At 59.4% G+C, this 25,215-nt stretch carries 19 protein-coding genes; 14 read left to right on the top strand and 5 right to left on the bottom strand.

Translation table 11 applies throughout. The annotated features are described in order from the left end of the window. Positions 1 to 86 precede the first annotated feature (86 nt). Both EI969_RS29520 and EI969_RS29515 read left to right on the top strand, forming a co-directional pair. Positions 87 to 335 (top strand): helix-turn-helix domain-containing protein, encoded by a 249-nt coding sequence (locus EI969_RS29520; RefSeq protein WP_160390795.1) that lies wholly within the window; start codon positions 87 to 89, stop codon positions 333 to 335. Next, complete coding sequence (locus EI969_RS29515; protein WP_160390794.1) at positions 328 to 1,554, top strand: type II toxin-antitoxin system HipA family toxin; 1,227 nt, start codon at positions 328 to 330, stop codon at positions 1,552 to 1,554. The genes EI969_RS29520 and EI969_RS29515 overlap by 8 nt, the downstream gene beginning before the upstream one ends. Here EI969_RS29515 and EI969_RS29510 read toward each other — a convergent pair whose 3' ends face one another. Then, entirely contained in the window at positions 1,555 to 2,559 is a 1,005-nt protein-coding gene (locus tag EI969_RS29510) for an AraC family transcriptional regulator (RefSeq protein WP_160390793.1), read from the bottom strand. It abuts the gene before it with no gap. Positions 2,560 to 2,659: 100 nt separating this feature from the next. Here EI969_RS29510 and EI969_RS29505 point away from each other — a divergent pair, with 100 nt between their 5' ends. Further along, the gene (locus tag EI969_RS29505; RefSeq protein WP_160390792.1) at positions 2,660 to 3,733 is read left to right on the top strand and encodes a fatty acid desaturase; all 1,074 of its coding nucleotides are present in this window, start codon (positions 2,660 to 2,662) and stop codon (positions 3,731 to 3,733) included. Between the two features lie 129 nt (positions 3,734 to 3,862). Here EI969_RS29505 and EI969_RS29500 read toward each other — a convergent pair whose 3' ends face one another. The 3 genes from EI969_RS29500 to EI969_RS29490 are packed head-to-tail and all read right to left on the bottom strand — an operon-like array spanning position 3,863 to position 7,899. Continuing rightward, the gene (locus EI969_RS29500; protein WP_160390791.1) at positions 3,863 to 5,473 is read right to left on the bottom strand and encodes an arylsulfatase; all 1,611 of its coding nucleotides are present in this window, start codon (positions 5,471 to 5,473) and stop codon (positions 3,863 to 3,865) included. Positions 5,474 to 5,488: 15 nt separating this feature from the next. After that, positions 5,489 to 6,304 (bottom strand): ABC transporter ATP-binding protein, encoded by an 816-nt coding sequence (locus tag EI969_RS29495; RefSeq protein WP_160390790.1) that lies wholly within the window; start codon positions 6,302 to 6,304, stop codon positions 5,489 to 5,491. Continuing rightward, positions 6,301 to 7,899: an ABC transporter permease gene (locus tag EI969_RS29490; protein ID WP_160390789.1), complete on the bottom strand. Its 1,599-nt coding sequence runs from the start codon at positions 7,897 to 7,899 to the stop codon at positions 6,301 to 6,303. Before EI969_RS29490 ends, EI969_RS29495 begins: the two co-directional genes overlap by 4 nt. A gap of 337 nt (positions 7,900 to 8,236) precedes the next feature. Between EI969_RS29490 and EI969_RS29485 the strand changes: the two genes are divergently transcribed. Then, positions 8,237 to 9,250, top strand: a complete 1,014-nt coding sequence (locus EI969_RS29485; protein WP_160390788.1) for an ABC transporter substrate-binding protein — start codon at positions 8,237 to 8,239, stop codon at positions 9,248 to 9,250. A 105-nt stretch (positions 9,251 to 9,355) separates the two neighbouring features. Here the strand turns inward: EI969_RS29485 and EI969_RS29480 are convergent, their stop codons facing one another. Further along, entirely contained in the window at positions 9,356 to 10,276 is a 921-nt protein-coding gene (locus tag EI969_RS29480) for a LysR family transcriptional regulator (protein WP_160390787.1), read from the bottom strand. Positions 10,277 to 10,458: 182 nt separating this feature from the next. On the opposite strand from EI969_RS29480, the gene EI969_RS29475 reads away from it, so the two are divergent. The 10 genes from EI969_RS29475 (at position 10,459) to EI969_RS29430 (ending at position 24,921) form a co-directional block, all read left to right on the top strand. Then, positions 10,459 to 11,379, top strand: coding sequence for a TauD/TfdA family dioxygenase (locus tag EI969_RS29475; protein ID WP_160390786.1), 921 nt, complete (start codon positions 10,459 to 10,461; stop codon positions 11,377 to 11,379). A gap of 115 nt (positions 11,380 to 11,494) precedes the next feature. Next, entirely contained in the window at positions 11,495 to 13,855 is a 2,361-nt protein-coding gene (locus tag EI969_RS29470) for a TonB-dependent receptor (protein WP_160390785.1), read from the top strand. 259 nt (positions 13,856 to 14,114) lie between these two features. Next, on the top strand, positions 14,115 to 14,924 hold the full coding sequence (locus EI969_RS29465; protein ID WP_160390784.1) for an energy transducer TonB: 810 nt from the start codon (positions 14,115 to 14,117) through the stop codon (positions 14,922 to 14,924). Positions 14,925 to 14,968: 44 nt separating this feature from the next. Continuing rightward, positions 14,969 to 15,694, top strand: coding sequence for a MotA/TolQ/ExbB proton channel family protein (locus EI969_RS29460; RefSeq protein ID WP_110660782.1), 726 nt, complete (start codon positions 14,969 to 14,971; stop codon positions 15,692 to 15,694). Between the two features lies 1 nt (position 15,695). Further along, on the top strand, positions 15,696 to 16,097 hold the full coding sequence (locus tag EI969_RS29455) for a biopolymer transporter ExbD (RefSeq protein WP_057399168.1): 402 nt from the start codon (positions 15,696 to 15,698) through the stop codon (positions 16,095 to 16,097). 288 nt (positions 16,098 to 16,385) lie between these two features. Continuing rightward, positions 16,386 to 16,967, top strand: a complete 582-nt coding sequence (locus EI969_RS29450) for an alpha/beta hydrolase (RefSeq protein ID WP_007972928.1) — start codon at positions 16,386 to 16,388, stop codon at positions 16,965 to 16,967. Between the two features lie 66 nt (positions 16,968 to 17,033). Next, a complete protein-coding gene (locus tag EI969_RS29445; RefSeq protein WP_160390783.1) occupies positions 17,034 to 17,960 on the top strand; it encodes a sigma 54-interacting transcriptional regulator in 927 nt (308 codons plus the stop codon). 55 nt (positions 17,961 to 18,015) lie between these two features. Beyond that, positions 18,016 to 19,221 carry a hypothetical protein gene (locus EI969_RS29440; protein ID WP_160390782.1) on the top strand — a complete coding sequence of 402 codons (1,206 nt, stop codon included), beginning with the start codon at positions 18,016 to 18,018 and terminating at the stop codon, positions 19,219 to 19,221. Positions 19,222 to 19,265: 44 nt separating this feature from the next. Beyond that, on the top strand, positions 19,266 to 23,960 hold the full coding sequence (locus EI969_RS29435) for an RHS repeat domain-containing protein (protein ID WP_160390781.1): 4,695 nt from the start codon (positions 19,266 to 19,268) through the stop codon (positions 23,958 to 23,960). A 178-nt stretch (positions 23,961 to 24,138) separates the two neighbouring features. Further along, on the top strand, positions 24,139 to 24,921 hold the full coding sequence (locus EI969_RS29430) for a MetQ/NlpA family ABC transporter substrate-binding protein (protein WP_010464830.1): 783 nt from the start codon (positions 24,139 to 24,141) through the stop codon (positions 24,919 to 24,921). Positions 24,922 to 25,215 lie beyond the last annotated feature (294 nt).

Genomic DNA, 25,215 nt, shown 5'->3' with positions numbered 1-25,215 from the left:
CTGGACTTCTATCAAATTCTGCATTAAATACAATGCATGCTCGTCAAATCGACGATATATGCACTGTATACGATGCATGGTGATCAATGGAAAACCTTGGCGAACTGATCCGAACCTTGCGCAAGGAGAGAAAACTCTCTCAGCAAGACGTGGCACAGAAGTACGGAATGAGCCGGGCAACGATCTCCGGCATCGAAAACAACACCATTTCCGAAATTGGTCTGCGCAAGGTCGAGGCGATACTCAATGGCTTCGGTTATGAGCTGACCGCCGTGCCGCGACAGTCGAAGCGGCCGACGCTGGACGCCCTGAAAAAGGTGGATTTCCATGGATGAGCCGCAGGGTCGACTGGCGATCAGCGTTTCCAACAGTGCAATCGGAACCCTTGGCCGTGGCCAGTCTCCCATCGATACCGTGTTTGCCTACGCCGAAAATGCGTCCGAACAAGACGCTGTCTCATTGACCATGCCGGTGCGTTTGGAGAGTTACGCGTGGGAACCCGGTGTTCCACCGATTTTTGAAATGAATCTGCCTGAGGGCGCTCTGCGCGATGAATTGACTCGTCGCTTCAGCAAGGCCGTTCGAGGGTTTGATGATTTTTCGATGCTTGCCATCGTCGGTCCGCACCAGCTCGGAAGAGTCGGTATTTCAAAGGCCCAGGGTCCAGTCGAGCAGCCGCCTGAAACCAGCTTGGCGGACCTTCTTGTACATGATGGCGCGCAAGGTCTGTTCGAGGATCTCTTGCAGACCTATGGTCAGTATTCCGGCGTTTCCGGTGTACAGCCGAAGGTACTGGTGCGTGACAGCGCGTCAACCATCGATCGGCTCTCCCATCGGGGGGCGACGCACCTGGTCAAAACCTTTCGTCCAGAGCAATACCCGGAGCTCGCTGCCAATGAATACTTCTGCATGCGGGCGGCGTTGCATTCGGGTCTTGAGGTGCCGAAGCTTGAACTCAGTGAGCACGGCAAGTTTTTGATCGTTGAACGCTTCGACCTGAATGAAAAAGGTTACCTGGGGTTCGAGGACTTCTGCGTGCTCAATGCCTGGCCATCAAAAGCCAAATACGATGGTTCGTACGAAGGTGCGGCCAAGCAGATCAAGGCCTTTGTTTCTCCGCCTTTGCTCAATCAGGCACTGGAGTCGTTTTTCAAAATCGTCGCGCTGTCATCGGGGTTGAAAAATGGCGACGCGCACCTCAAGAATTTTGGCGTTCTGTACGAAGATTGTGGTGTCGATGCGCCAATCAGCCTGGCACCTGCCTACGACATCATCACCACGTCGGTCTACATCAAGACCGATAGCATGGCGTTGTTACTGGGCGGATCGAAGGCGTGGCCCAAGTACAAAATGCTGATGCGGTTTGGCCGTTCCGCCTGCAATTTGACCGAGGGGCGCTGCAACGAATTGCTGCAACAAGTCATCCATGGGATGGAGATGGCGATGGGCGAGATGGGCCGGCACATTAAGGCAAACAGTGCCTTTGCCGAGGTGGGAGGGGCAATGCTGGAGCAGTGGAACGAGGGTATGGCGCGCAGCCTGGTCAAAGGCTGATCAGCGCAACCCATCCCGAAACTGCCCCGGCGTCATCCCGGTCCAGCGCTTGAACGCGCGGCTGAAGCTGCTGGTGTCGGCAAAACCGAGCAGATAACTGATTTCGCTCAGCGACACCTGCGGGTCACGCAGGTGCAGCAACGCGAGGTTTTCGCGGCTTTCGTTGAGCAGCGTGTCGAACCGGCAGCCTTCATCGGCCAGGTGCCGTTGCAGGCTGCGCAGGCTCAGGTGCAGGGCCTTGGCGATGTGTTCGGCGCTGGGTTCGCCTTCGGGCAGTTGTTCCTCGATGGCGTCGCGGACCTTGCGCTCCCAGGTCAACGGCTTGAGTTGCGCCAGGGTGCGCTTGAGCACCGTCTCATTGTGCTCGGCCAGTTCCGGGTTGGCGTCATCCAGGTGACTGTCGAAGTCGACGAGGGAAAATTCCAGTCGGTCTTCGTCGGCGCCGAAGTGCACGGGCGAGCGAAAGACTTTATGCCATTGGTGCGCGTCGGCCGGCTCCGGGCGGCGCAGGTAGGTCGCCAGCGGCGCGTAGTCGCGGCCCAGGCGATTGCGGCAGGTGCGCACGTAAATCGCCATGAACGCATCGATGGCTTCGAACGCCGGAGCCGGGTTGCCGGCAGGGATATTCAGTCGGAAACGGTAGCGGTCTTCAGCGCGGGTCAGTTCCAGTTCCAGGGCATCGCTGACGACCTGGTGATAGCGCACGATACGTTCGAACACCTCCCGCAAACTGCCGCTGGCCACCAGCGCATAACCCAGCGCATGGAAGGTGGTCGGGCTGACGAAGCGCGACACCCGCAAACCGATCGCCGGGTCGCCGCTGGCCAGTACCGCCAATTGCCACAGCTGCGTGGTGCGCGACAGCGGATAGCGCGCGTTCGGGTCGTCCATCAGGTTGGGGTCGAGCCCGGCTTGCTGGCACAGGGCAGTGCTGTCGATACCGAGGGCATCGAGTTGCTTGCGCAGGGCGCGGGTCCAGCTGGCGAGGGAGGTCGGTTCAGTCATGCTGATTGGCGCTTCCGGTCAACAGGTTGGCGTTCTCGGCTACCGCGTTGCGAGGCTCCGCAAGGCAGGATGCAACCATCAATAACCAGAGGATGGAAGCATGAGCGGTACTTCTGCAAGCCCCCAGCGACTGAATGCAGCACAACGATCTGCGCATATCCGTGAAGTGGTACTGGCCAAAGGCGTCGAGTTGCGCGCGCAATACCCGATTCTCAAGCATCAGGACGCCCTCGGCGCGGGCATTCTGGCCTTCGCCCTGGCGGGCATGGTCGGTTCGGCGGCGCTCTATATCACCGGGCACATGGCCTGGTGGGCGTGCCTGCTGCTCAATGCATTTTTCGCTTCGCTGACCCATGAGCTGGAACACGACCTGATCCACAGCATGTACTTCCGCAAGCAGAAAGTGCCGCACAACCTGATGATGGGCCTGGTATGGCTGGCGCGGCCAAGCACCATCAACCCATGGATTCGCCGCCATCTGCACCTCAATCACCATAAGGTGTCGGGTTCTGAAACCGATATGGAAGAACGCGCCATCACCAACGGCGAGCCATGGGGCATCGCGCGATTCTTGATGATTGGCGACAACATGATGTCGTCGTTCATCCGCATGCTGCGAGCCAAGACCTGGGCGCAAAAGATCAGCATCGTCCAGCGCACCCTGAAGGTGTATGCGCCGCTGGCGCTGATGCATTGGGGCGCGTGGTACGTGTTTCTCGGTTTCCACGCAGCGAATGGTGTTGCATATCTACTGGGCGCACCGATCGAGTGGTCGGCGACGACGTTGTCGGTGATGCAGGTGATCGACATCGCGGCAGTCGTGATCATCGGCCCGAACGTGTTGCGCACGTTCTGCCTGCACTTCATCAGCTCGAACATGCACTACTACGGTGACGTGGAACCGGGCAACGTGATGCAGCAGACCCAGGTGCTCAACGCGTGGTGGCTGTGGCCGTTGCAGGCGTTCTGCTTCAATTTCGGCAGTAGCCACGGGATTCATCACTTTGTGGTGAAGGAACCGTTCTACATCCGCCAGTTGACCGTGCCGGTGGGGCACAAGGTGATGCGGGAGATGGGTGTGCGGTTCAATGATTTCGGCACGTTTGCGCGGGCTAACAGGTTTGAGCGCAAGGACGAAGTGGTTGGGGAGAAGGTGCGTACGGCGCAGGCTTAGTAGTGTTTGAAAGGGCCCTTTCGCGGGCAAGCCCGCTCCCACAGGTTTCTGTGGCGAATGCGAAGTTTGCGTTCAGCACAAATCCCTGTGGGAGCGGGCTTGCCCGCGAAGGGGCCGGATCAGGCAACATCAATCCGGCTGAAACGGCGACTCACTCAAGATCACCCCGGTCTCATCCACATACTTTTGCCAATGCTCGATCAAGGCATTCAGCTTCTGCGGTTGGCTCAACGCCAGGTCGTGAATCTCCCCCGGATCACTGCCCAGGTCATACAGCTGCCAGGTCGCCGGCCCTACCGGCCCGGGGATGTACACCGCCTTCCATTGACCTTGTCGAATCGCCCGCCGCCCGAACAACTCCCAACCGGTGACGGTGTGCTCGTCATGCACCTGCGCGGTCTCGCCCGACAGAAACCCCAGCCACGATTTGCCGCGAACTTCCGCCACGGGTTTGCCGTGCCATTGCTTGCCCGGATGGCGCACGCCGGCGAGGTCGAGAATGGTCGGCGTGATGTCCATCACTGTGCCGAAACCGTGGCTGATCTGCCCCTTGAGCGGCAGCTGCGGGTAATGCACCAGCGCCGGAACGCGAATGCCGCCTTCGGTGGTGAAGGCCTTGAACAACCGCGACGGCGCGGTCGCCACTTGCGCCCAGTTCGGCCCGTACCAGACGTAGGAGTTGGCGCGGCCGATGTTGTCCAGGCTGTTGTCGTAATGCTGGTTGAGATAGGTCAGCAGCTGCGGGCCGAATTTCGGGAAGGCTTCGAGCAGCGCCCCTTCGGCGCCGTTGTCGGACATGAACAGGATGAAGGTGTTGTCCAGTTGCCCTTGCTGGCGCAGGTAGTCGACGACACGGCCGATGTTCCAGTCCATGCGCTCGACCATCGCCGCATACACCTCCATGGCCCGTGCGGAAATCTGCCGCTGTTCTTCGCTCAGGGCATCCCATTGTGCGCTCAGCTGGATCAGTGGATGGGGCTCGACATCGGCTTCGATCAAGCCGAGTTGCTTGAGCTTTTCCAGGCGCTCAAGTCGCAGCACCTCCGGGCCTGCGTCATAGCGGCCACGGTATTTTTCGACCACATCGGCGGGCGCCTGCAACGGCCAGTGCGGTGCGGAAAACGGCAGGTAGGCGAAGAACGGCCGGGTCTGGTCACGCTCCTTGAGGTATTGCAGCAGCTTGTCGCCAAAGGCATCGGAGGAATAGAAATCCTTGGGCAGTTCATCGATGAATTGGTCGTCTTCGATGTACAGCGCCGGGGTGGACTTGAGCAGCCTTGGCGTCGTTTCATCGTAGGTCGGCTCGAAGCCGTAATGGTTGGCCGCGCCCGGCAGCAGCGAAAACGAACGCTCGAAACCCCGGGCGTGGGGCGCCAGTTCTGCGGTCAGGCCCAGGTGCCATTTGCCGCTCATCAAGGTCTGATAACCGGCCTCGCGCAGCAGCTCGGGCAGGGCGACCACGCGGTCGTTCAAGTGCCCTTCGTAACCCGGTTTGCCGATCAGGTCCGGTGTCAGCGCTTCGGCCATGGTGCCGATGCCGGCGATGTGGTGGTCGGTACCGGTGAGCAGCATCGAACGAGTCGGCGAGCAGGTCGGCGCGGTGTGAAAGTCGGTCAGGCGCAGGCCATTGTTGGCCAAGGCATCGAGGTTCGGCGTATTGATTTCGCCACCGAAGGCGCCGAGGTCGGAAAAGCCCAGATCGTCGGCCAGGATCACAAGAAAGTTGGGACGTTGTGGCATCAATGATTTCCTTTTTCAGTAGGCAATGAAGGACAGCGGCAGATCGCGGACCTGCACCGGCACGGGGGGCTGGTAGTGATCGTCGCTGGTGAGTTCGTGAAGCAGTTCTTCGCGCAGCTGGTGGAAGTCGAAACTGCTGCGCTGGCGAGGATGCGGCAGGGCAATGTCGACCACCTGCTTGATCCGTCCCGGACGCGGTTCCATCACGACCACGCGGTCGGCGAGGAAGATCGCCTCCTCGACATCGTGGGTGACCAGGATGGTGGTGATTTTTGCCCGCGCGCGGATCGCCAGGAGTTCGTCCTGCATCTGCTGGCGGGTCAGCGCATCGAGGGCGCCGAAGGGTTCGTCCAGCAGCAGAATCCGTGGGCTGGCCACCAGGCCGCGAGCAATGGCCACGCGCTGCGCCATGCCGCCGGAGAGTTGGTGTGGATAGGCGCGGGCGAAATCACCGAGGCCCACCAGTTCGATGAAGTCATGGATGCGCTTGTGCCTTTGCGCAGCGCTCAACGGCTCGTTGACCAGGCCCAGGCCGATGTTGTCGGCCACGCTCAGCCACGGGAACAAGCGATGCTCCTGAAAGACGATGCCGCGCTCGTCGCCGATGCCGGTGACGGCTTTGCCGTCCACGCTGATCTGCCCGCGAAATTGTCTATCGAGGCCTACCAGCAGTCGCAGCAAGGTGGATTTACCGCAACCGCTGGAGCCGACGATGGCGACGAACTCGCCCTCGGCGATGTCCAGGTTGAATTCGCGAATGGCTTCCAGTTCGAAGCCGTCGACGTCGAAGGTTTTGCCCACGTGATTGAAGCTGACAATCGGTGCGTTCATGCGTGTCTCCAGCGGGTGGCGCGGATTTCCAGGCGTTGGCCAATGAGGTTGAGCAGGGCGCCGGTCAGGCCTACCAGCAACATGCCGGCCATGATCAGGTCCATGCGCAGCAGTTGCTGGGCGCCGATCATCTGGCTGCCGATGCCGCCGTTGGACGGCATGAAGTATTCGGCGCCGATGGTGCCGAGCCAGGCGTAGATCAGGCTCAGGCGAAGTCCTGCAAAAATTCCCGGCGCAGCGCCCGGCAACACCAGTCGAGCGAGACGCTGGCGCACATTCAGGCGCAACACTTGTGCGGCCTCGTTCAATTGCGGCGACAGATTGGCAACGCTGCGTTGGGTGGCGATGAACAGCGGGAAAAAGGCGGCGAGGGCAACGAACACCCACTTGGCCAGTTCACCCAGGCCGAACCACGCAGTGAGCAGCGGCACCCAGGCAAAAATGGCGATCTGGCGGACGGCGGCGAGGGTTGGGCCGAGCACGCGTTCACTGGTGCGCGACAAACCCAGCAGCAGCCCCAGGGCAAACCCAAGCCCGCCACCGAGCAGCAATCCGCCAAGGGTGCGACCCAGGCTCAGGGCCATGCCGCCGAGCAGTGTGCCGTCGAGCAGACCATCCTGGGTTGTCTGCAGGACGGCCAGCGGGCTGACCAGAATGTTCGGGTCAATCCACTGTAGGTCCGAGGCCAGTTGCCACAACGCCAGCAGCGCCAACGGCAGCAGCCACGGTTGCACGCGCTGCCAACCTTGATAACGCGGCCCGCGACGGATTTCGGCGGTGGCCGGGTGCGGCCAGTGCACCAGTTTCCTGTCCAGCAGACCGATGCCGCGATCCATCGCCACGCCGATCAAGCCGATCACCACGATGCACACGAACACGATGTCGAGCATGAACAGCTGCCGCGCCCAGACCATCAGGTAACCAATGCCTTCACTCGACGCGAGCAGCTCCACAGCCAGCAGCGAGGTCCAGCCGGCGGCCAGCGCGAGGCGCACCCCGGCCATGAATGCCGGCAGTGCGGCAGGCAGCACCAGACGGCGGATCAACAGGTGCGTGGGCAGGCGCAACACGGCGGCGGCTTCACGCAGCCTGGGTTGCGCATCGCGCACACCGACCAGCGTGTGCAGGGTCACCGGCACCACGATGGCTTTGATCAGCACCACCAGTTTCAGCACTTCGCCGATGCCGAAAAGCACCATGAACAAGGGGATCCAGGCCAGGGTCGGGACTTGCGCCAACCCGGTAAAGGTCGGAAACACCAGGCGCTCCAGGCGCCGACTGAAACCCAGCGCAGCACCCAGGACAGCACCTGCGCTGACCCCGGCCAGCAGCCCCCAGAACAAGCGCTGCAGGCTGATCCACAAATGGCTCCACAACTCGCCCCGGGACAATTCAATGGCGCTGTTCCAGACCAGGGATGGCGCCGGCAGGATCTGCTCGCTCATCCAGTGATTACGGCTGGCCAGCCACCAGAGGGTGAAAAGGGCAGTGGGCAACAACCAGGGCAACAAACGTTGACTCAGGCTTGGCCAACGTTGCCTGTTTTTAAGTGACGGCGCGGCCAGCGGCAGGCTGAGAAGGGAAACACGGGCCATGAACGACCTCCGTTGTCGGGTTGCAATAAAGACCTGCTTTTTTGTGGGAGCGAGCTCGCTCCCACAGGGTTCAAGGTGTATGCAAAATTGATCTATAAAAACTGAAATCAATACTATTGAGAGATAAGCGAGACCATTTAAGGCCTCCATCTACCGCTGCATCCAATGCATTCGAAGAATATTTTCGATGCCGTTGCTGCATACCCGGCCAAGAGGCCCGCCAGTGTTGATATAGATCCTAATGATCTAAAAATGTGAATTTATAGTATTTAAGTGTTGGTTCTACTTCGGCCTACTTTCGGTTCATCAACGCCCGTTGCCCCAAGGAGCCGCACCCATGAACCTTCCCTTCAAACGTGTTTTCAGCCTGTTCGCCGCACCGGCCCTGGCGGGGCTGCTGGCCTTCGCGGCCAACGCCGGCGAGCTCAAGGAAATCCGCATCGCCGTGCCGGACCTGAGTGCCGGTACCCAGCACAGCGGGGGAGGTGTGGTGGATGTGTTGCGCGATCAACAGATCTTCGAAAAGGCCTTTGCCGATCAAGGCATCAATATCCAATGGAGCTTCTTCAAGGGTGCAGGCCCGGTGATCAACGAGGCGTTTGCCAACGGTCAGGTGGACCTGGCTTACCTCGGCGACCTGGCCGCCATCATCGGCAAGTCCAATGGCCTGGATACGCGCTTGCTCAGCGCCTCGGCGCGTGGGGTGAAGCATTACCTCGGCGTGGTGCCGGGCTCGGGGATCAAGACCCTGCAAGACCTCAAGGGCAAACGCGTGGCGATCTTCCGTGGCACCGCCAGCCAGTTGTCCTTCGATGCAGCGCTGGCCAGCCAGGGGTTGAGCGAGAAGGACGTGAAAGTCATCAACCTGGACTTCAACGCGGCGGTCGCGGCGCTGGCGGCGAAGCAGATCGATGCCTCGTGGGGCGGTTCCGGGCTCACCGCACTACAAGCCAAGGGGCTGGCCGAGTTGCCGCTGACCACCAAGGACCTGGGCGGCGCCGGCAGTGTGCAGGCGGTGCTGGTGGGGACCGGGAAGTTCGTCGACGAGCACCCCGAGGCGGTCGCCACGTTGCTCAAGGCTCAACAGCAAGCGGTGACGTGGCTGACCCAGGACAGCAACAAGGACGCCTACATTCAGCTGGTGTCGGGGCTGGCGAGTTATCCGCCGGTGATCCTCAAGCAGGATCTGCAGGATCAGAAACTGAGCGAGGTGTTCCCCTCGACGCTTGACCCGGTGTTCCTGGGTAAATTGCAGGATGCCGTAGACCTGGCTTCGCAGCAGAAGCTGATTCGCAAGTCGTTCAAGGTCAGTGATTGGGTGGCGCCGGAGTTGGCTGCGGCGAAGCTTTGAGTTTTCAGTAAGCTCACTGGCCCCATCGCGAGCAAGCTCGCTCCCACACCGACCGTGTAAACACCGGAGATCTCCTGTGGGAGCGAGCTTGCTCGCGATGAGGCCCTAAACCGCGACGGCAATCTGCTGCCTGTCCACCGCCACCAACGTCTCGATCATCGCCCGCGCCGCGGGTGACAAGCGGAACCCGGTGCGGCTGACGATCCCGCAGCGTGCATTCATGCTCTCGATGTTCTGCGGCAAATTACGCCAGTGCAGCAGCACCAGCGATCCCTGGGCGACGTCCTCGATGAACGCCTCCTCCGTGCCCACGCCGATCGCGTTGGATTGCAGCACCACTTTCACCAGCGCCGGGAAATGTTCGGTCTGGATGGTCGGCGAAAAATCCACCCGTCCACTCAGGTTCGCCAGCAGTTTGCGAATGCCCGGCGGGATCATCGTGGTTGCCAGCGGGTAATCGAACATGTCGTTGGTCGACAGACTCTCCTTGACCAGCAGCGGATGTCCGGGACGGCAGAAAAACACGCCACGCTTGGGCGTCAGGGCCTGGGTCTGGAAGTTCGGATCGGACTCGAAATGGCGGATGTCGGCGATGAAGAATTCGATCTCTTCACGGCTCAGGGCGCGGCTGAGTTTTTCCCAGTTATCCACCTCGAAGCAGGTGCGCACTTTCGGGTGCGCGTTGATGAATTGCGCCACCGCATCCGGCACCAGTTTCACCGCCGGTGCCGGGCCGCAGCCGAAGCGCAGTTCGCCGGCATCGAGCTTGGTCATCTGCGTCACTTCGCTGCTGAGCAGCGCCGCACCCTGCACCAGGCTGCGGGCATGTTGCAGCACCACCAGGCCTTCGGGTGTGGGGCGCAAATCCTTGTTGCCACGGTCCACCAGGACGCAGCCGAATTCGTGTTCCAGCCCCTGAATACTGCGGCTGAAAGCCGGCTGGGTAATGCCCATGGCCTCGGCCGCGCGCACGAAACTGCGGTGTTCGTCGAGGGCGATGAAGTAACGCAACTGGCGAAGATCCATATGCTTTTCCGGCATCCTAAAAATAGCTCGAAGGCATTTGCGACGAGGGTTGACTGAGGTTTTAAATGCAACCTCTTATTCCGTCAACGAAGCATGTAGATATCTATTAGATCAAAAAAGAATATAGATAGAGCAGTGTTTCGAGGCCGGTCAACCGCAAGCAGTCTGATGAGGGTCTACCCATGAGCAACGCCGCTTTCGCAGTACAACCCGCTGTTCACGCGCTTGAAATCCACCCGGTGGCCGGTCGCATCGGTGCCGAAATTCGTGGCGTAGAGCTTTCCGGCGAGCTGGATGCCGCCACCGTCGAAGCCATCCAACAGGCGCTGCTGCAATACAAGGTGATCTTCTTCCGCGAGCAGACCCAGCTCGACGATCAGCGCCAGGAAGCGTTCGCTCACCTGCTCGGCGAACCGGTGGCGCACCCGACCGTGCCAGTGCGCGAAGGCACGCGTTTTCTGCTGGAACTGGACGGTGCCGAAGGTCAGCGCGCGAGCTCCTGGCACACCGACGTGACCTTCGTCGAGGCCTACCCGAAAGCCTCGATCCTGCGCTCGGTGGTGGCCCCGGCTTTCGGCGGCGACACCCTGTGGGCCAACACCGCCACCGCCTACAGCGGCTTGTCTGAGGAGCTGCGCGAGCTGGCCGACAAACTGGTCGCGGTGCACAGCAACGAATACGACTACGCCGGCACCAGGCCTGACGTCTCGGCGGAAAAGCTGGAGCGCTATCGCAAGATCTTCACCTCGACCGTCTACGAGACCGAACACCCGGTGGTCCGCGTGCACCCGATCAGCGGTGAGAAGAGCTTGCTGCTGGGGCATTTCGTCAAGCGCATCAAGGGCTATTCCCAGGCTGATTCGGCGCACCTGTTCGGGTTGTTGCAGAGCCATGTGATCCGCCAGGAAAACATCGTGCGCTGGCGCTGGAAGGCTGGCGATGTGGCGATCTGGGACAACCGCTCCACCCAGCATTACGCGGTGGATGACTACGGCACCCAGGACCGGATCGTGCGCCGTGTGACGCTCAAGGGCGAGGTGGCGGTGGGTGTGAACGGGCAGGTCAGCCAGACCGTGAAAGGGCCGGATATCGGCGGCGTCTGACCTGACGCCATCGCGGGCAAGCCCGCTCCCACAGGGGATCTGTAGGAGCGGGCTTGCCCGCGATGGCGGCCTATCAAGCAATAAAGAATCACTTTCTGATCGGGAACCCCGCCTTATGAGTCCGTTGCACCTCGCCCCAACCTCTTCACCCCAACGGCTCAAACGCCTTCCTCTCGCTCTGTTGCTGGCCGGCAGCGCCAGTTGGACTCAGGGTTATGCGGCCGACAGTGCCACCCCTGAAACCACCCCGGCAAAAACCGCCACGGCCGACAATACGCAACTGCAAACCGTGACCGTAACCACTCGCCGCCGCGAGGAAAGTTCGCAGGACGTACCGACCCCCATGAGCGTGGTCAGCGGCCAGACCCTGGAAACCCAGCGGGTCTATCGCATTCAGGATTTGCAGCAACTGGTGCCCAGCGTCAACGTCGCCTACATGCATGCGCGCCAGTCCAGCGTGTCGATTCGAGGCCTGGGCAACAACCCGGCCAGCGATGGTCTGGAAGGCAGTGTCGGGCTGTACATCGACAACGTTTACCTCGGGCGGCCGGGCATGGCCGTGTTCGATCTGATGGACATCGAGCAGCTCGAAGTGCTGCGTGGTCCGCAAGGCACGTTGTTCGGTAAAAACACCACCGCCGGTGTGATCAACATCAGCACCCGTGCGCCAACGTTTACTCCGGAGCGCAGCATCGAATCTTCGGTGGGCGAGGACGGTTATTTCCAGACCAAGGGCACGATTTCCGGTCCGTTGAATGACGAACTGGCCGGACGCTTTTCTGCCTACCGCACCCGCAGCGACGGCGATATCAAGAACGAATTCGACGGCCATGACTTGAACGGCGGCTCTCGCGATGGCTTCCGTGGCCAGTTGCTGTTCAAGCCCAACGAGTCATTCAACCTGCGCTGGATCGGCGACTACAACGAGGAAGACTCCAGCGCCGGCACCCGTGTGCTGTACAACACCGGGCCGACCATCAATGGCACCAACCTTTATCAGGCTCGGGCCAATGCCGCGGGCGCGACCCTGGTTGACGGCACCCACCGCAAGGTCAACCTGAACAACGACCAGCACGTCACCGTGCATCAGGGCGGCACATCGGTGGAGGCCAACTGGACGCTGCCGAGCGACTTCACCCTGACCTCCATCAGCTCCTATCGCTGGTGGAATTTCACCCCGCGCAATGATGACGGCCTGAACGCAACCGCCTTCTACAACGCCGGCGTTTCGGTGGAGGACAAACAGTATTCCCAGGAGTTTCGCCTGGCGTCGCCTACCGGCGGATTCTTCGATTACGTGCTTGGCGCCTACTACTTCGGTTCCAACCTGGACAACAAGTCCTTCACCTTTTACGGCCCGCAGGCGGACATCTGGAGCGGCACGCCCACCGGTGCGCTGAACAACATCGACAGTGTCGGCAACGGTCATATCGAAACCAACAGTTTCGCGCTGTTCGCCCAAGGCACCTGGCACCTGACCGAGCGCCTGGACTTCACCGCCGGCCTGCGCGGCACCTATGAAGAGAAAAACGCCTGGGTCACCCGTGACGCACCCGCCGGTGGTACCGCGGTCACCGGCGCGGCGGCCGCGTCACGACGCGCTCGCGCGGGGGCCTACGATTCCGGCGATCTGAACCAGTACAGCTCGAGTCCATCGGGGCTGTTGAACCTCAGCTATCGCCTCACCGACGACCTGCTCACCTACGCCACGTTGTCCCATGGCGAAAAATCCGGTGGGGTCAACCTGGCCGTCGGCACCGCGCCGGTGGCGGGAGCCGACTCGCTGCTGATCGGCACCGAGCGCGCCAACAACGCCGAACTCGGCTTCAAGAGCACCCTGTGGGACCGTCGCCTGCAATTGAACGCCAACCTGTTCTGGACCCAGGTCAACGGCTATCAGACCAACGCCTACGACGACGCCAACCGCGTGCAGTACCTGACCAACGCCGGCTCGGTACGCTCGCGCGGCGTGGAATTCGAAAGCACCCTGATCCCGTTGCGCGGCCTGACGTTGAACATCAACGGCTCGTACAACGACGTCAGCTACCTCTCGTACAAGGATGCACCGTGCCCGCCGGAAGTCAGCCTGGCGCCGGGTGCTCCGGCGTCCTGCGACCTCAGCGGCCATCAGGTGGTCGGCGCCTCGAAATGGATCGGCAACGCCAACGGCGAATACAAGTGGAACCTGAGCAACGGCTTCGAAGAGTACGTCACCGCCAGCTATGCGTTCCGTTCCAAAGCGGTGGGCACCGTGGAAGATTCCGACTTCGGCCAGATCCCCAGCTATGCCGTGGTCAACCTGTCCACCGGCCTGCGCGGCGACTTCAACCAGGGGCAGTGGGACGTTTCTCTGTGGCTGAAAAACGCCTTCGACAAGACCTACTACACGACGCTGTGGACGGCCGCCAACGGCGGTTATGAAGGCCTGCTCGGCACGCCACGGACGTTGGGCGTGACCGGTCGATACGACTTCTGACGGCGAAAACGCATGCCTCGAATGAATACTTTCCATGCAGCAAAGGCATCGTCTTTTTTCCTTTGAGCCAGAGCCCTTGATCGGCGGGCTCTGGCGCTGGATTGATGATAATTGTTATTCGTTTCGGGTCTAAACATAAGTTTAAACATTACTTTCGGAACTAAGCGTTCCAGCCAATGATTGCTCCACCGGGACGTCGTCGGGGGATGTTCAGCACGACGTTCCGGTCATCCGCAAAGAGACCGCAGGGAGTTAAACAATGGGCAATGTCCAGATCGCCGCCGGTGCACATGAGGTGCTGTGGCGCCAGGCACCCGGTGGCGAATTGGTCGACCTCGGCCGACCGCACCGCGTGCCCTTGGGGCAGTTGCGTTTGCAGCGAGCGCCCAAGGGCGTCCTGCGCCGACGGGAAGCGATTGTGCTGGGTGTGCTGGCGTTGCTGGTGCATGGCGCGGTGATCTATTGGGTCAATCAGCAACCGACCCCGGTGCTGCCGATCGTGCCGCCGGAAGTCCCACCGATGACCATCGAGTTTTCGCGTCCGGCGCCACCGGTGATTGAGCCGCCGCCACCGCAACCGGTGCAGCCGGTGGTTGAGCCACCACCGCCCCTGGAAGACGAACTGGCCGTGAAGCCACCTCCGCCAAAGCCGATTCCCAAGCCCAAGCCGGTGGCCAAACCCGTACCGAAACCGGCGCCAAAGGCTGTTGAGCAACCCCCCGCGCCAGCGAAACCGGCTGCGCCCGTCGCGGCCCCGGCACCACCTGCACCACCTGCACCCGCGCCGGTGACACCGGCCTCCGCCACTGCCGGTTACCTGAAAAACCCGGCGCCGGAATACCCGTCGCTGGCCCAGCGTCGCGGCTGGGAAGGCACGGTTCTGTTGCGAGTGCATGTGCTGGCCAGCGGCAAGCCCGGCGAGATCCAGATCCAGAAAAGCAGTGGTCGCGATGCGCTGGACGACGCGGCGCTGAACGCGGTGAAACGTTGGAGTTTCGTGCCGGCAAAGCAAGGTGACGTCGCCCAGGACGGCTGGGTCAGCGTGCCCATCGATTTCAAGATTCATTAAACAGAAACCAATTTCGCGCGAAACGTTTACACGAGGAATACACCATGACGTTACTGGCATCTCCACTTGAATCCATCGAAAGCGCGGTGATCTGGCTGCTGGTGGTTTTTTCCGTCGCGACCTGGGGGCTGGCATTGCTCAAGGGCGTGCAGTTCGGCCGCCTCAAGGCACAGGATCGAAAATTTCACCAACAATTCTGGGCCGCTTCGAGTCTCGATTCGGCGGCCGAACTGAGCGAAACCCGGCCCGGTGCGGCCGCCCGGGTTGCCCAGGCCGGTTATGCGGCCATCCAGGTGGGCGAGGCGCCACAGGCGGCGGACTTGAGCCAGGCGATCAATCATCAGGATCGTCTGGAGCGTGCCTTGCGTCAGCAGATCGTGCGTGAGCGCCGGTCGCTGGAAACCGGGTTGGCTGTGCTCGCGAGCATTGGCAGCACCTCGCCGTTCATTGGTTTGTTCGGCACGGTGTGGGGAATCATGGAAGCGTTGAAAGGCATCAGCGCGGCGGGCTCGGCAAGCCTTGAAACGGTCGCCGGACCGATTGGTGCGGCACTGGTCGCCACCGGCGTGGGGATCGCCGTCGCGGTGCCGGCGGTGCTGGTTTACAACTATTTTTTGCGTCGTTTGAAACTGACGGCGGCGGACCTGGATGACTTCGCCCACGACTTCTACAGCCTGGCGCAGAAGAGCTCGTTCCGTGTGCTGATCCACCCAACGGCGCACAAGGCGGCAGCCCAGGGCAATGCGCAGAAAGTGAAGGAGGCGTCCTGATATGGCCTTCTCCACGCAAGACACCGATGAGGTGCTCAGCGAGATCAACGTGACGCCGCTGGTGGATGTGATGCTGGTGCTGCTGGTGGTGTTCATCGTCACCGCACCGCTGTTGACCAACGCCATTCCGATAAATCTGCCCAAGACCGAAGCAGTGGCGCCGGTGGAGCAGAAAGACCCGTTGGTGGTGAGCATCGACGGGGCCGGCAAACTGTTTATCAACAAGGACGAAATACAACCGGACTTGCTGGAGTTCAACCTCAAGTCGGCAAAGGCCAGGGACCCCGAGGTGCGCGTGCAGTTGCAGGCGGACGATGGTGTGAATTACGGCGAGGTGGCGCGGGCCATGGCATCGATTGAACGGGCAGGGATCACCAAGCTGTCAGTGATCACTGCGCGATAACGGATTTTCGTTTTCCGGGGCCGTCTCCTTGGCAGGGTGCGGCCCTTTTTTTATTCCGCGATTTTCGCGAAGACACTGTCCCCTGTAGGAGCTGGCTTGCCAGCGATAGCGGCGGGACAGGCAACATCTTTATCGATTGGGAGGACGCCATCGCTGGCAAGCCAGCGCCTACAGGTCGGGATTTGATATTCGATGTAGGTCTTAATAAATAGCTTCTTATTCCTTAACGAATATAAATCCACTCCCTATACTCGACCAGGAACAGACACGCAGCAGGAGAGCTCCCCCATGCGCAACGAATCAATTCGCTACCTGATTGTGCCGGGCTGGCAAGGATCGCCGGAAGATCATTGGCAAAGCCACTGGCAGAACAGCCTGCCGAACAGTGCGCGGGTGGAGCAGGCCGACTGGCTGACGCCGCGCCGCGAAGACTGGGTCGCGGCGCTGGCCGAGGCGATTGCCGCGGACAGCACGCCGGTCATCCTGATCGCCCACAGCCTGGGTTGCATCACCGTCGCGCACTGGGCGGCTACAGCGCCTGTGCAGTTCTTGCGTCAGGTGCGCGGTGCCCTGCTGGTCGCACCGGCGGACGTCGAGCGCCCGGCCTGCGCGCCGGCCTTGCGCAACTTTGCGCCGATTCCGACGGACCTGCTGCCATTTCCGAGCCAGGTCGTCAGCTCCGACAACGACAGCGCCGTCAGTGCACCGCGAGCGCTTGAGCTGGCGCGCAACTGGGGTGCCGAGGCGGGGATTCTGGCGGGGGCGGGGCATATCAACGTGAAGTCCGGTCATCAGCGCTGGGAGCAGGGTTTTGCTTATCTCTATCGCTTGCAGAACCGCATGGAACACCACGCCCTGCGCCGCGCTTGAACCTTTTGAATTTCATTTTTTCGTAAAGCGCCCCCGTCTCCCGGCGGTTTTGGGCGGGAGTCTGCCATGAGCTTTGAAACCTTCGGTCAGCCGCTGCTGACCTTTCCCGATGCCGAAAAAAGTCCTCTGAGCATTCGCGCCAAGGCGCTGGTGTTTGTCGATCCGCGTTCACGGCAATTGCGTGAAGACCTTGAGCAATTGGCCACGCGTTCAGTGTCAGTGCTGATCCGTGGTGAAACCGGCACCGGCAAGGAATTGCTGGCGCGCCACATACACCGCGCCAGTGATCGCGGCGGGTTGTTCGTGTCGGTCAACTGCGGCGCCATCAGCCCGACTTATGCCGACGCCGAGTTGTTTGGCTATGCGGCGGGCAGCTACAGCAGTTCGGCGAGCAGCCGTGCCGGCTGGTTCGGCTCGGCCAACGGCGGCACGCTGTATCTGGACGAGATCGGTGATTTGCCGCTGCCGATCCAGATCAAATTGCTCGCCGCCCTGGAGAACCACGAAGTCACTCGCGTCGGTGCCCATCAGCCAAGCCCGGTGGATGTGCGGTTGGTGGCGGCCACCAGCATCGATCTGGCGCAGGCGGTCGCCGCGGGAAAATTCCATGAGCGGCTTTATCACTACCTCAGCGAAGGCCCGCTGGAACTGCCGGCGCTGCGCGAGCGCACGGGTGACATCCTGTCGCTGGCCGAATACTTCCTCGGCATCTACAGCCAGCGCCTCGACCTGCCGGTGCCGCTGATCAGCGAAGCGGCACAGCTTGCGCTGGAGCATCACAGTTGGCCGGGCAATACCAGGGAACTGGAGAACGTCATTCACTTTGCATTGCTGGTCAGTACGGGTGACGAAATCTTGCCGGAGCATTTGAATCTGCCGGTTGTCCGGCCATCTGCTGTGCTTGTACAAGGATGGATAGATCAACTTGTACAACAAGGAGATGTCGCTGAAGTCCGGGCACTGAAAGAATACTTCACAGGCATCAATATATAAGCGCGTGTATTGGCTTTATAAAAAACCAGGCAATTGATGTTTGCCTGGTTTTTTTATGGGCGCTGATTCTTGTTGTTATATTTTGTACTATTTGCAGTGTGGCTGTAACAATTTTGTGTTTTGTGGGCTGATAGGTTTTGACATATCTTTTGATTTCTCCCTGGATACATTGATATCCGTCATTGTTAAATATCATATGAAAAAGGATTTTTCTGTGAAGTTTGTTGGAAATAATGCTGCGATAGCTCCAGGTGTCGGCGATGAGTTGAAAGATATCAGTCCCCTTGTCGAGGGTTATATGCCTGCGGACCCGGGGATGGCACCCCTGCCTTCCCAAGAAGCCGACTTTCCTGAGTGGGTAGACATCAAACGATTTCAAATCTACTCGACTTCGGGCGGAAATATAATTTATGCCAATGGGTATCAGCAGTTAAAGTTGGTGGTAGTTGTGCAAGTTGTCGGCGATGGGCAAAAGGTAGTTGGAATCTCCGAAAGCGAGTTCGACAGCATTCAACTGCTGGATGCCTATTCCGGCAAAGCCCTGCCGATAGACACCATTCGAGACGGCGAGGAACCGATGTGGAAGTGCATGCTGGAGCGACGCTTGCCGTACGCACCGTTTCCTCACACGGGTGAACTGCATGGCCCCGTTGTGCGAGGCAAAGCCATCTTTCGCAAGGAATTCTACGTCAGCAGCAACTCCCCCGACCCCATCAAGCTGATTGCGGCCATTACCCGTTCGGATGGCGAGGTGTTCTATTCGGAAGAAAGCTCGGAATTCGGTGATATAAGCCTGAGGACGGTGCCACCGGCGATCTATCGAAAAGAGCAGTTCAGGGTCAAACACCTGTCCGCCAACTGGAAACCGACAGAGAACGTTGCCAAGGTCGATCGATATGTCCTGGACCTGTTGGTGGACCAGCACCATATAAAATTCGTCGATTGCTCGATTGCCGGCGTGTTGCAGGCACGCAGTGAGCATCCCGACTATCTCGGGTATTACGCCGTTGGCTATTTTAATGGTCTCAAGGCGAATGACGGCGCGGAGGTGTTGTGGGAAACAGCCGATCAAATTGCGGCCTACCATGATGAACAAGGCAAAGTAACTTTTTTGATGCACTTTGCCAAAAAGGGCGGAGCGTCCACAGTTCGATACGATCAATTGTCAGTGAAGATGTTTGTTCGGGATATGTATGGGAACAGGCATGAAGTCGACGTCGCAATGAACACCCAAAACCCTTCGATGATCGAAGTTGTTTAATTTTACTGTATCTGCAGCGTCAAGGAATGATGATGAGTACAGCTATGCCAGAAGTGGAATCCGGTGCGTTCAATTTTTCTGAATTTATACAGTCTGGAGTTGATGTCCGTACCGGCTCTTATAGTACATGCATTAATCTCGCGGGGTGGGTGGCCAACAATATAAACGGTCCGCTGACACCCTTCAGTATTTCATTCGATAGCTTCCGCACAACGGATTTCGGTTGGGGGCGCGGTTGGTCATTGGGCTTGAGCTCCTACAATCGAAAGACCCGTAAGCTGACCCTTGCAAGCGGAGTTTCTTATCTTGTCTACATCAGCAGAGGGCGGTTGATCGTCCGGGATAAAAAGCTCCAGGACACTCGTGTCACGCTCGACGGCGACAACCTGGTTGTCAGCCATAAAAACGGTCTGATCGAGAGGTTGACCAGGCCGGACGAAACCTATGACGAATGGTTGCCCGAACATGTCTACTCCAACGAAGGGCGCTCGATCAGTCTGAAATACAGGTTGGTACGGGGCCGTCGCGTCCTGCACGAAATTCATGATCAGCAACACCGCGTCGTGGCCCTGAGTCATGGAACCAATGATCAACCTCCCAGCATTACCGTATGGCCTGATCATCCGCCAAGACGCTTAAAATTTGTTTTGGCGGTTCGCAATGGCTGGCTTCGGCAGATAACCCTTGATCACGGTTCTGCCGACCACCTTGCATGGTCATTCGATTACCAGCTACACGATGGTTTTCTGGTCATGACGGATGTCCGCGCGCCGGCGGGCAGTGTCGAGCGTATCGAGTACGCTCCTCAGCAGCATCGCTTGCCGCTCGGGGCACCGATCAATGCCTTGCCGGCGGTGCGGCGCAGTGTTCTGGTGCCGGGTACAGGGTTGCCGACGATCACCCGTGTCTATGACTACTCCGACAAAAATTTCCTCGGCTATCAATCGGGACTTCGTTGGGCGCAGGACGGGGACCATCTGCATGGGCACAAAGGACCTTACACCTACTCCTCCACCGAACGCCTGGTCAGGGGGGAGGGTGTTAATGCGGTTGAACTGAGTCGCATCGAAAGAACCTACAACCGCTTTCACCTGATGATCTCGGAAAAGTCCATTTCCAACGGCAAGGTGCAGCAAAAAACGGTTGATTATCACGATGTCGACGGTCTGGACTTTTCCGGTCAGCCCGCCTATTTCCAACTGCAGAAAACAGCTGTCGTCAGTTATGTCGATACTTTCGCGAACGCCACGCGCCGAACCGAAACCACCCATACAACCTATGATGAATTCGGCAATCTGCTAACGCAGATCAATCCGAGCGGAGCCCGGGAGGACTACGTCTATTATCCGGCCGAAGGTGCCGAAGGTTGCCCCCGCAATCCACTGGGCTTCATCACGGCATTGAAGGAGCGATCGGTCACGCCTTCACCTGATTTTGCCCCGGCGCCGACGGTCATTGTCCGTTTTTCCTACATTGACGTGCCCTCCATGCGCGAAGGCGGTCATCGGTTCTTGTTGCCTCAAAGCGAAAGGCTGTTTGAAGGCGGGAGCAATACGCTATGCGTGGATACTCGATTCGAATACATCGATGATGCCAGCGATACGTTTTACGGTCGCCTCAAGAGTCGCTCGCAAGCCGGGCACAACGGCAATCGCCGTCTCGAATTCCAATATTCAATTGAAGGAGATTGGGTAAAAACCCTTCAACAATTGTACGTGGGTGGCGCAAGGCATGAGCGCAAAGTCTGGCATGACCGATTTATCGGGCAGGAGGTCAAGCTTCGGGATGGTGGCGGCAATGAGTTGTTGAAGGAGTACGACAATCTCAACCGTGTCGTTCGCGAGACGGCGGCATTCGATGGGACGGATATCGCGTCACGCATCACTGAATTCTACGGCGATAGCCAGTCAGAGGACGGCGCGACCATCGGCATCACCAACATACGGGGAGTGCTGAGCAAGATATGGCTCGACGGGGTCGGGCGCACGACCAAGGTCAAGGTTCAGGATTTCGACTCAGCCGACAGGCCATTACGCCTGACCTATGAAGCCCACTACGACAATTTTGGTCGACTGGTGAGCGAAGCCAGCCAGGACTGGTCCGATGGCAAGGCCACCGAATCAACCACGACCTACAGCCACGACGGCTGGGGGCGTGTATGCAGAACGGTAGGTCCTGACGGTGTCGCGGTGAATGATGTGTTTGACCCGGTTTCATTGACTCGAACTCGCTGGCTCGACGGCGCCGGCAAAACCCGTTCCGTATTGAACGTGTTCGGTAAGCCGGATCGGGAAGAACGCATCGACTCCCAAGGTGTGGTCACTGTTATCGCGACTTTTACCTACGACGGACTTGGGCGTTGCCTGACGCAAACCAACGAGGCGGGATTTGAAACGAGCTTCCGTTATGACCTTTACGGGCGTCTGGTCGAGACGACTCTACCGGATGGTACTTCGATAAAAAAAAAGTATGACCCCCTGAGCACGGGGGATCATCCGATTGAAATCAGTGCCGATGACTACGTGTTGGGCACCCGGACTTATGACGGTTTGTTGCGTGTCACCGGTACGACCGTCGGCGGCAGGACCGAAACCAGGACCTATGAGGGGGGTGGCGCTCAAGCTTTGCAGCAAGTGACGGCGGCGGGCGATGTTTTCAGGTTCGCCCTTGATCCCATGCTCAACGGGGCAGTGACCGCGCGGATGGGCGGTCACGCTGAATCAGCCAGGTATCGATTTGATCCATTGACCGGGCAGCTCGTCGAAACTTCCAGCCCTGCCATTCAGCGCCGGTTTGAGTACTCCGGGTCGGGCAAGGAAAAGTCCCGGGAGTGGATCTCCAGCGAAGGCCGCTTCGGCACTGCCACTACCCATTCATTGAATGGGCTGCCCATCAGCTTTACCGATGTCAACGATGTAGAAACCACTTACCTCCATGACGCTGCGGCGCGGCCCGTGGAAATACGGCAGGGACCGGTTCTGGCGAAGTACGCCTACGGGCCCCAGGGCCAGTTGCTGACATTGAGTGTCGAGGACACCGCCTCGAAACGTTCGCTGACGACCACCTTGGTTCACGATGAGTTCGGTCGTGAGGTCCGGCGTATTTCGCAGTTCGGCGACGGATCTCGCCTGGAAATCCTTCAAGTATTTGGGGCCGATGACAAACTTCAGCAGCGATCGCTGGTGTCCGGTGCGCAGTCACGTACAGAAGTCTTCGCCTACGACAGCCGCGGGCGCCTGGTGCGCTATGACTGTGAAGGCACGCAGGCACCAATCGATGCCTGGGGGAAACGCATTGATTTTCAGGCGTTCACCTACGACCACCTCGACAACCTGTTGACGGTGCGTACGGGGTTCGATGGGGAGGAGAACCTGTGCAGGTTTTCCTACGATCGTCCTGATAAAACCCAGTTGAGCTCAATGACGCACAGTCACGCGCACTATCAGCCCGGGCAGGTGAGTTTCGAATACGATGCCAACGGTAATCTGCTCAACGATAACCAGGGGCGCACGTTCAGGTATGACGCACTGAGTCGGCTCGAAAGTGTGGCCAGCGCTGGCGGTCGTACGCACTATCAGTTCGACGGTGAGGATCAATTGCATGCGGTGGCTGCAGAATCCGCAGAGTTGATCAGGCTTTTCCATAGCGAACATGCGCTGTGCAGCGAAGTCTCGGGTAACCATCGCCGCAGTCTGCTGGCAGGCGATGGCAAGTTCTTGGCCGAACAGCAAGGTGACGACGTCGTCTTGTTTGTCACGGATGGTCAGGGTACGGCCGTTGCGCGCCTTGGACCTCAAGACGAACCTGTTTTGTCCTACGTACCTTATGGTGATCGCCCGGCAACGAGCGGACTTGGCGCCCTGCTGGGGTTTCAGGGCGAGCGACTGGACCCTTCAACCGGGTGCTATCTGCTCGGCAGGGGGTATCGGGCCTACAACCCCCGATTGATGCGATTTCACAGCCCCGACAGTTGGAGCCCCTTTGAGGGTGGTGGCATCAATGCCTATGCCTATTGTCTGGGCGATCCGGTCAATCTCAAGGATCCCACCGGGCATATCTCGACCCTGGGGTGGGTGAAAATCGGAGTGACCGCCGCCCTGGCCGCCGCCGCGATTGCCCTGACAGTCGTGACCGTGGGCGCAACCGCACCACTCGTGCCGATCTCGGCCAACGCCTTGGCCTTTTTAACCCTGGAGGTCATTTCCGCGACGGTTTCAATTGCCTCGGCGATTGTCGATGAGCTGGCTCCGGATACCGTTGGCGCCCAGATATTGACCTACTCGTCGATAGCGCTGGGAGTGGTGTCGTTCGGGGCCAGCGCGGTTGCAAAAATCGGCAGTAAAGGCATTGGCTTTGCGTTGACGAAAAGTGTGGGCTCCCTGGCAGACGTGGTGGCTGCACAGCGAGGGGCAGCGCGGGTGGCGGTGGGGCGGCGTTTATACGGCGCTGTTTCCACGGCAAATGAGGCATTGAGAAGCACGGTGAAACTACAGAGCCGGCTAACCAACGTGTTGACGGCAAAAACGGTCACCAGCGGGGTGGGTATCGCTGCCAAATCAGCATTCGTGGTCGCGAATTCGGATCAGTACGCGGCCAAAGCCGACGCATTGCTTCAAGACTACTGGCCATCACTGGCGGAGGATTTCAGCGCCCAGAAGTTTCGTAGCGATGCGCTGGACGCTCTGGAGTCATTCACCCATGAGATTGGCGAGCAGATCATCAAGCTGCGCGGTATTTGAACAGGGATGACCAGAGATCTCTATGCTTTCAAAATGGAATATCAACTTGAATAAAAGTTATTGTTCGGGAATAAAAAATCCCGGTATCGTCCGCTTCACTCCAGCGATAGCACTTCACTGGCACTCTCGTTTTCAAGCCGTCGCCACAAGCGACTGTGATTTTCGATAAGGACACTGCATGAAAAAGGTTCTGTTGTTCACCGCGCTGGCGGCTGCCCTCACTGCGGGCCTGGCCCAGGCTGGCGAAAAACTGGTGGTTGCGGCAACCCCGGTTCCACACGCCGAGATTCTTGAGCTGATCAAGCCAACCCTCGCCAAGGAAGGTGTGGACCTGGAAATCAAGGTCTTCACCGATTACGTTCAGCCGAACGTGCAGGTCGACCAGAAGCGCCTGGACGCCAACTACTTCCAGACCCTGCCGTACCTGAAAAGCTTCAACGAAGGCAAAGGCACCAACCTGGTCACTGTGATCGGCGTACACGTTGAGCCTTTCGGCGGCTACTCGAAGAAAGTCAAAACCCTGGCTGAGCTCAAGGACGGCGCGACCATTGCCATCCCGAATGAAGGCAGCAACAGCGGCCGTGCCCTGATCCTGCTGCAGAAGGCTGGCCTGATCGAGTTGAAAGACCCGAAAAACGCCCTGGCCACGCCGAAAGACATCGCCAAGAACCCGCACAACTTCAAGTTCAAGGAGCTTGAATCGGCCATGCTGCCGCGCGTGCTGGATCAAGTCGACCTGGACATGATCAACACCAACTACGCACTGGAAGCGGGTCTGAACCCGGCTAAAGACGCCCTGGTGATCGAAGGTGCCGATTCGCCTTACGTGAACTTCCTGGTGGCCCGTCCGGACAACAAGGACAGCGTTGCCATCCAGAAACTGGCCAAGGCCCTGACCAGCCCGGAAGTGAAAGCCTTCATCGAGAAGAAGTACAGCGGCGCGGTACTGCCGGCGTTCTGATTCGCGAAGCAAGCCCCTTCAAGGTTTCAAACGCCGACGGCTATCAATAGCGTCGGCGTTTTTTTATGTGTGTTGGTTTACCAGTGGCGAGGACGCTTTTGTGGCGAGGGGGCTTGCCCCCGTTCGAATGCGCAGCATTCGCCCAAGGTGCGTCATTAAGATTTTTGGAGGTTACATGGGGCCGCTTCGCAGCCCAACGGGGGCAAGCCCCCTCGCCACAAGATCAAAAGCACTCAGGCCGGCCTGGCCTCCAGGGCCCTGCGCAACGCCATCAAGAGTTTCAGAATGTCCTGC

This window comes from Pseudomonas sp. PB101 (assembly GCF_009764265.1).
GTDB lineage: Bacteria > Pseudomonadota > Gammaproteobacteria > Pseudomonadales > Pseudomonadaceae > Aquipseudomonas.
This window is presented reverse-complemented; position numbering and strand designations above follow the sequence as displayed.

Coding starts and splice junctions, on each gene's coding strand:
- EI969_RS29520 (WP_160390795.1), top strand. CDS start 87: ATGGAAAACCTTGGCGAACTGATCCGAACCTTGCGCAAGGAGAGAAAA.
- EI969_RS29515 (WP_160390794.1), top strand. CDS start 328: ATGGATGAGCCGCAGGGTCGACTGGCGATCAGCGTTTCCAACAGTGCA.
- EI969_RS29510 (WP_160390793.1), bottom strand. CDS start 2,559: ATGACTGAACCGACCTCCCTCGCCAGCTGGACCCGCGCCCTGCGCAAG.
- EI969_RS29505 (WP_160390792.1), top strand. CDS start 2,660: ATGAGCGGTACTTCTGCAAGCCCCCAGCGACTGAATGCAGCACAACGA.
- EI969_RS29500 (WP_160390791.1), bottom strand. CDS start 5,473: ATGCCACAACGTCCCAACTTTCTTGTGATCCTGGCCGACGATCTGGGC.
- EI969_RS29495 (WP_160390790.1), bottom strand. CDS start 6,304: ATGAACGCACCGATTGTCAGCTTCAATCACGTGGGCAAAACCTTCGAC.
- EI969_RS29490 (WP_160390789.1), bottom strand. CDS start 7,899: ATGGCCCGTGTTTCCCTTCTCAGCCTGCCGCTGGCCGCGCCGTCACTT.
- EI969_RS29485 (WP_160390788.1), top strand. CDS start 8,237: ATGAACCTTCCCTTCAAACGTGTTTTCAGCCTGTTCGCCGCACCGGCC.
- EI969_RS29480 (WP_160390787.1), bottom strand. CDS start 10,276: ATGGATCTTCGCCAGTTGCGTTACTTCATCGCCCTCGACGAACACCGC.
- EI969_RS29475 (WP_160390786.1), top strand. CDS start 10,459: ATGAGCAACGCCGCTTTCGCAGTACAACCCGCTGTTCACGCGCTTGAA.
- EI969_RS29470 (WP_160390785.1), top strand. CDS start 11,495: ATGAGTCCGTTGCACCTCGCCCCAACCTCTTCACCCCAACGGCTCAAA.
- EI969_RS29465 (WP_160390784.1), top strand. CDS start 14,115: ATGGGCAATGTCCAGATCGCCGCCGGTGCACATGAGGTGCTGTGGCGC.
- EI969_RS29460 (WP_110660782.1), top strand. CDS start 14,969: ATGACGTTACTGGCATCTCCACTTGAATCCATCGAAAGCGCGGTGATC.
- EI969_RS29455 (WP_057399168.1), top strand. CDS start 15,696: ATGGCCTTCTCCACGCAAGACACCGATGAGGTGCTCAGCGAGATCAAC.
- EI969_RS29450 (WP_007972928.1), top strand. CDS start 16,386: ATGCGCAACGAATCAATTCGCTACCTGATTGTGCCGGGCTGGCAAGGA.
- EI969_RS29445 (WP_160390783.1), top strand. CDS start 17,034: ATGAGCTTTGAAACCTTCGGTCAGCCGCTGCTGACCTTTCCCGATGCC.
- EI969_RS29440 (WP_160390782.1), top strand. CDS start 18,016: ATGGGCGCTGATTCTTGTTGTTATATTTTGTACTATTTGCAGTGTGGC.
- EI969_RS29435 (WP_160390781.1), top strand. CDS start 19,266: ATGCCAGAAGTGGAATCCGGTGCGTTCAATTTTTCTGAATTTATACAG.
- EI969_RS29430 (WP_010464830.1), top strand. CDS start 24,139: ATGAAAAAGGTTCTGTTGTTCACCGCGCTGGCGGCTGCCCTCACTGCG.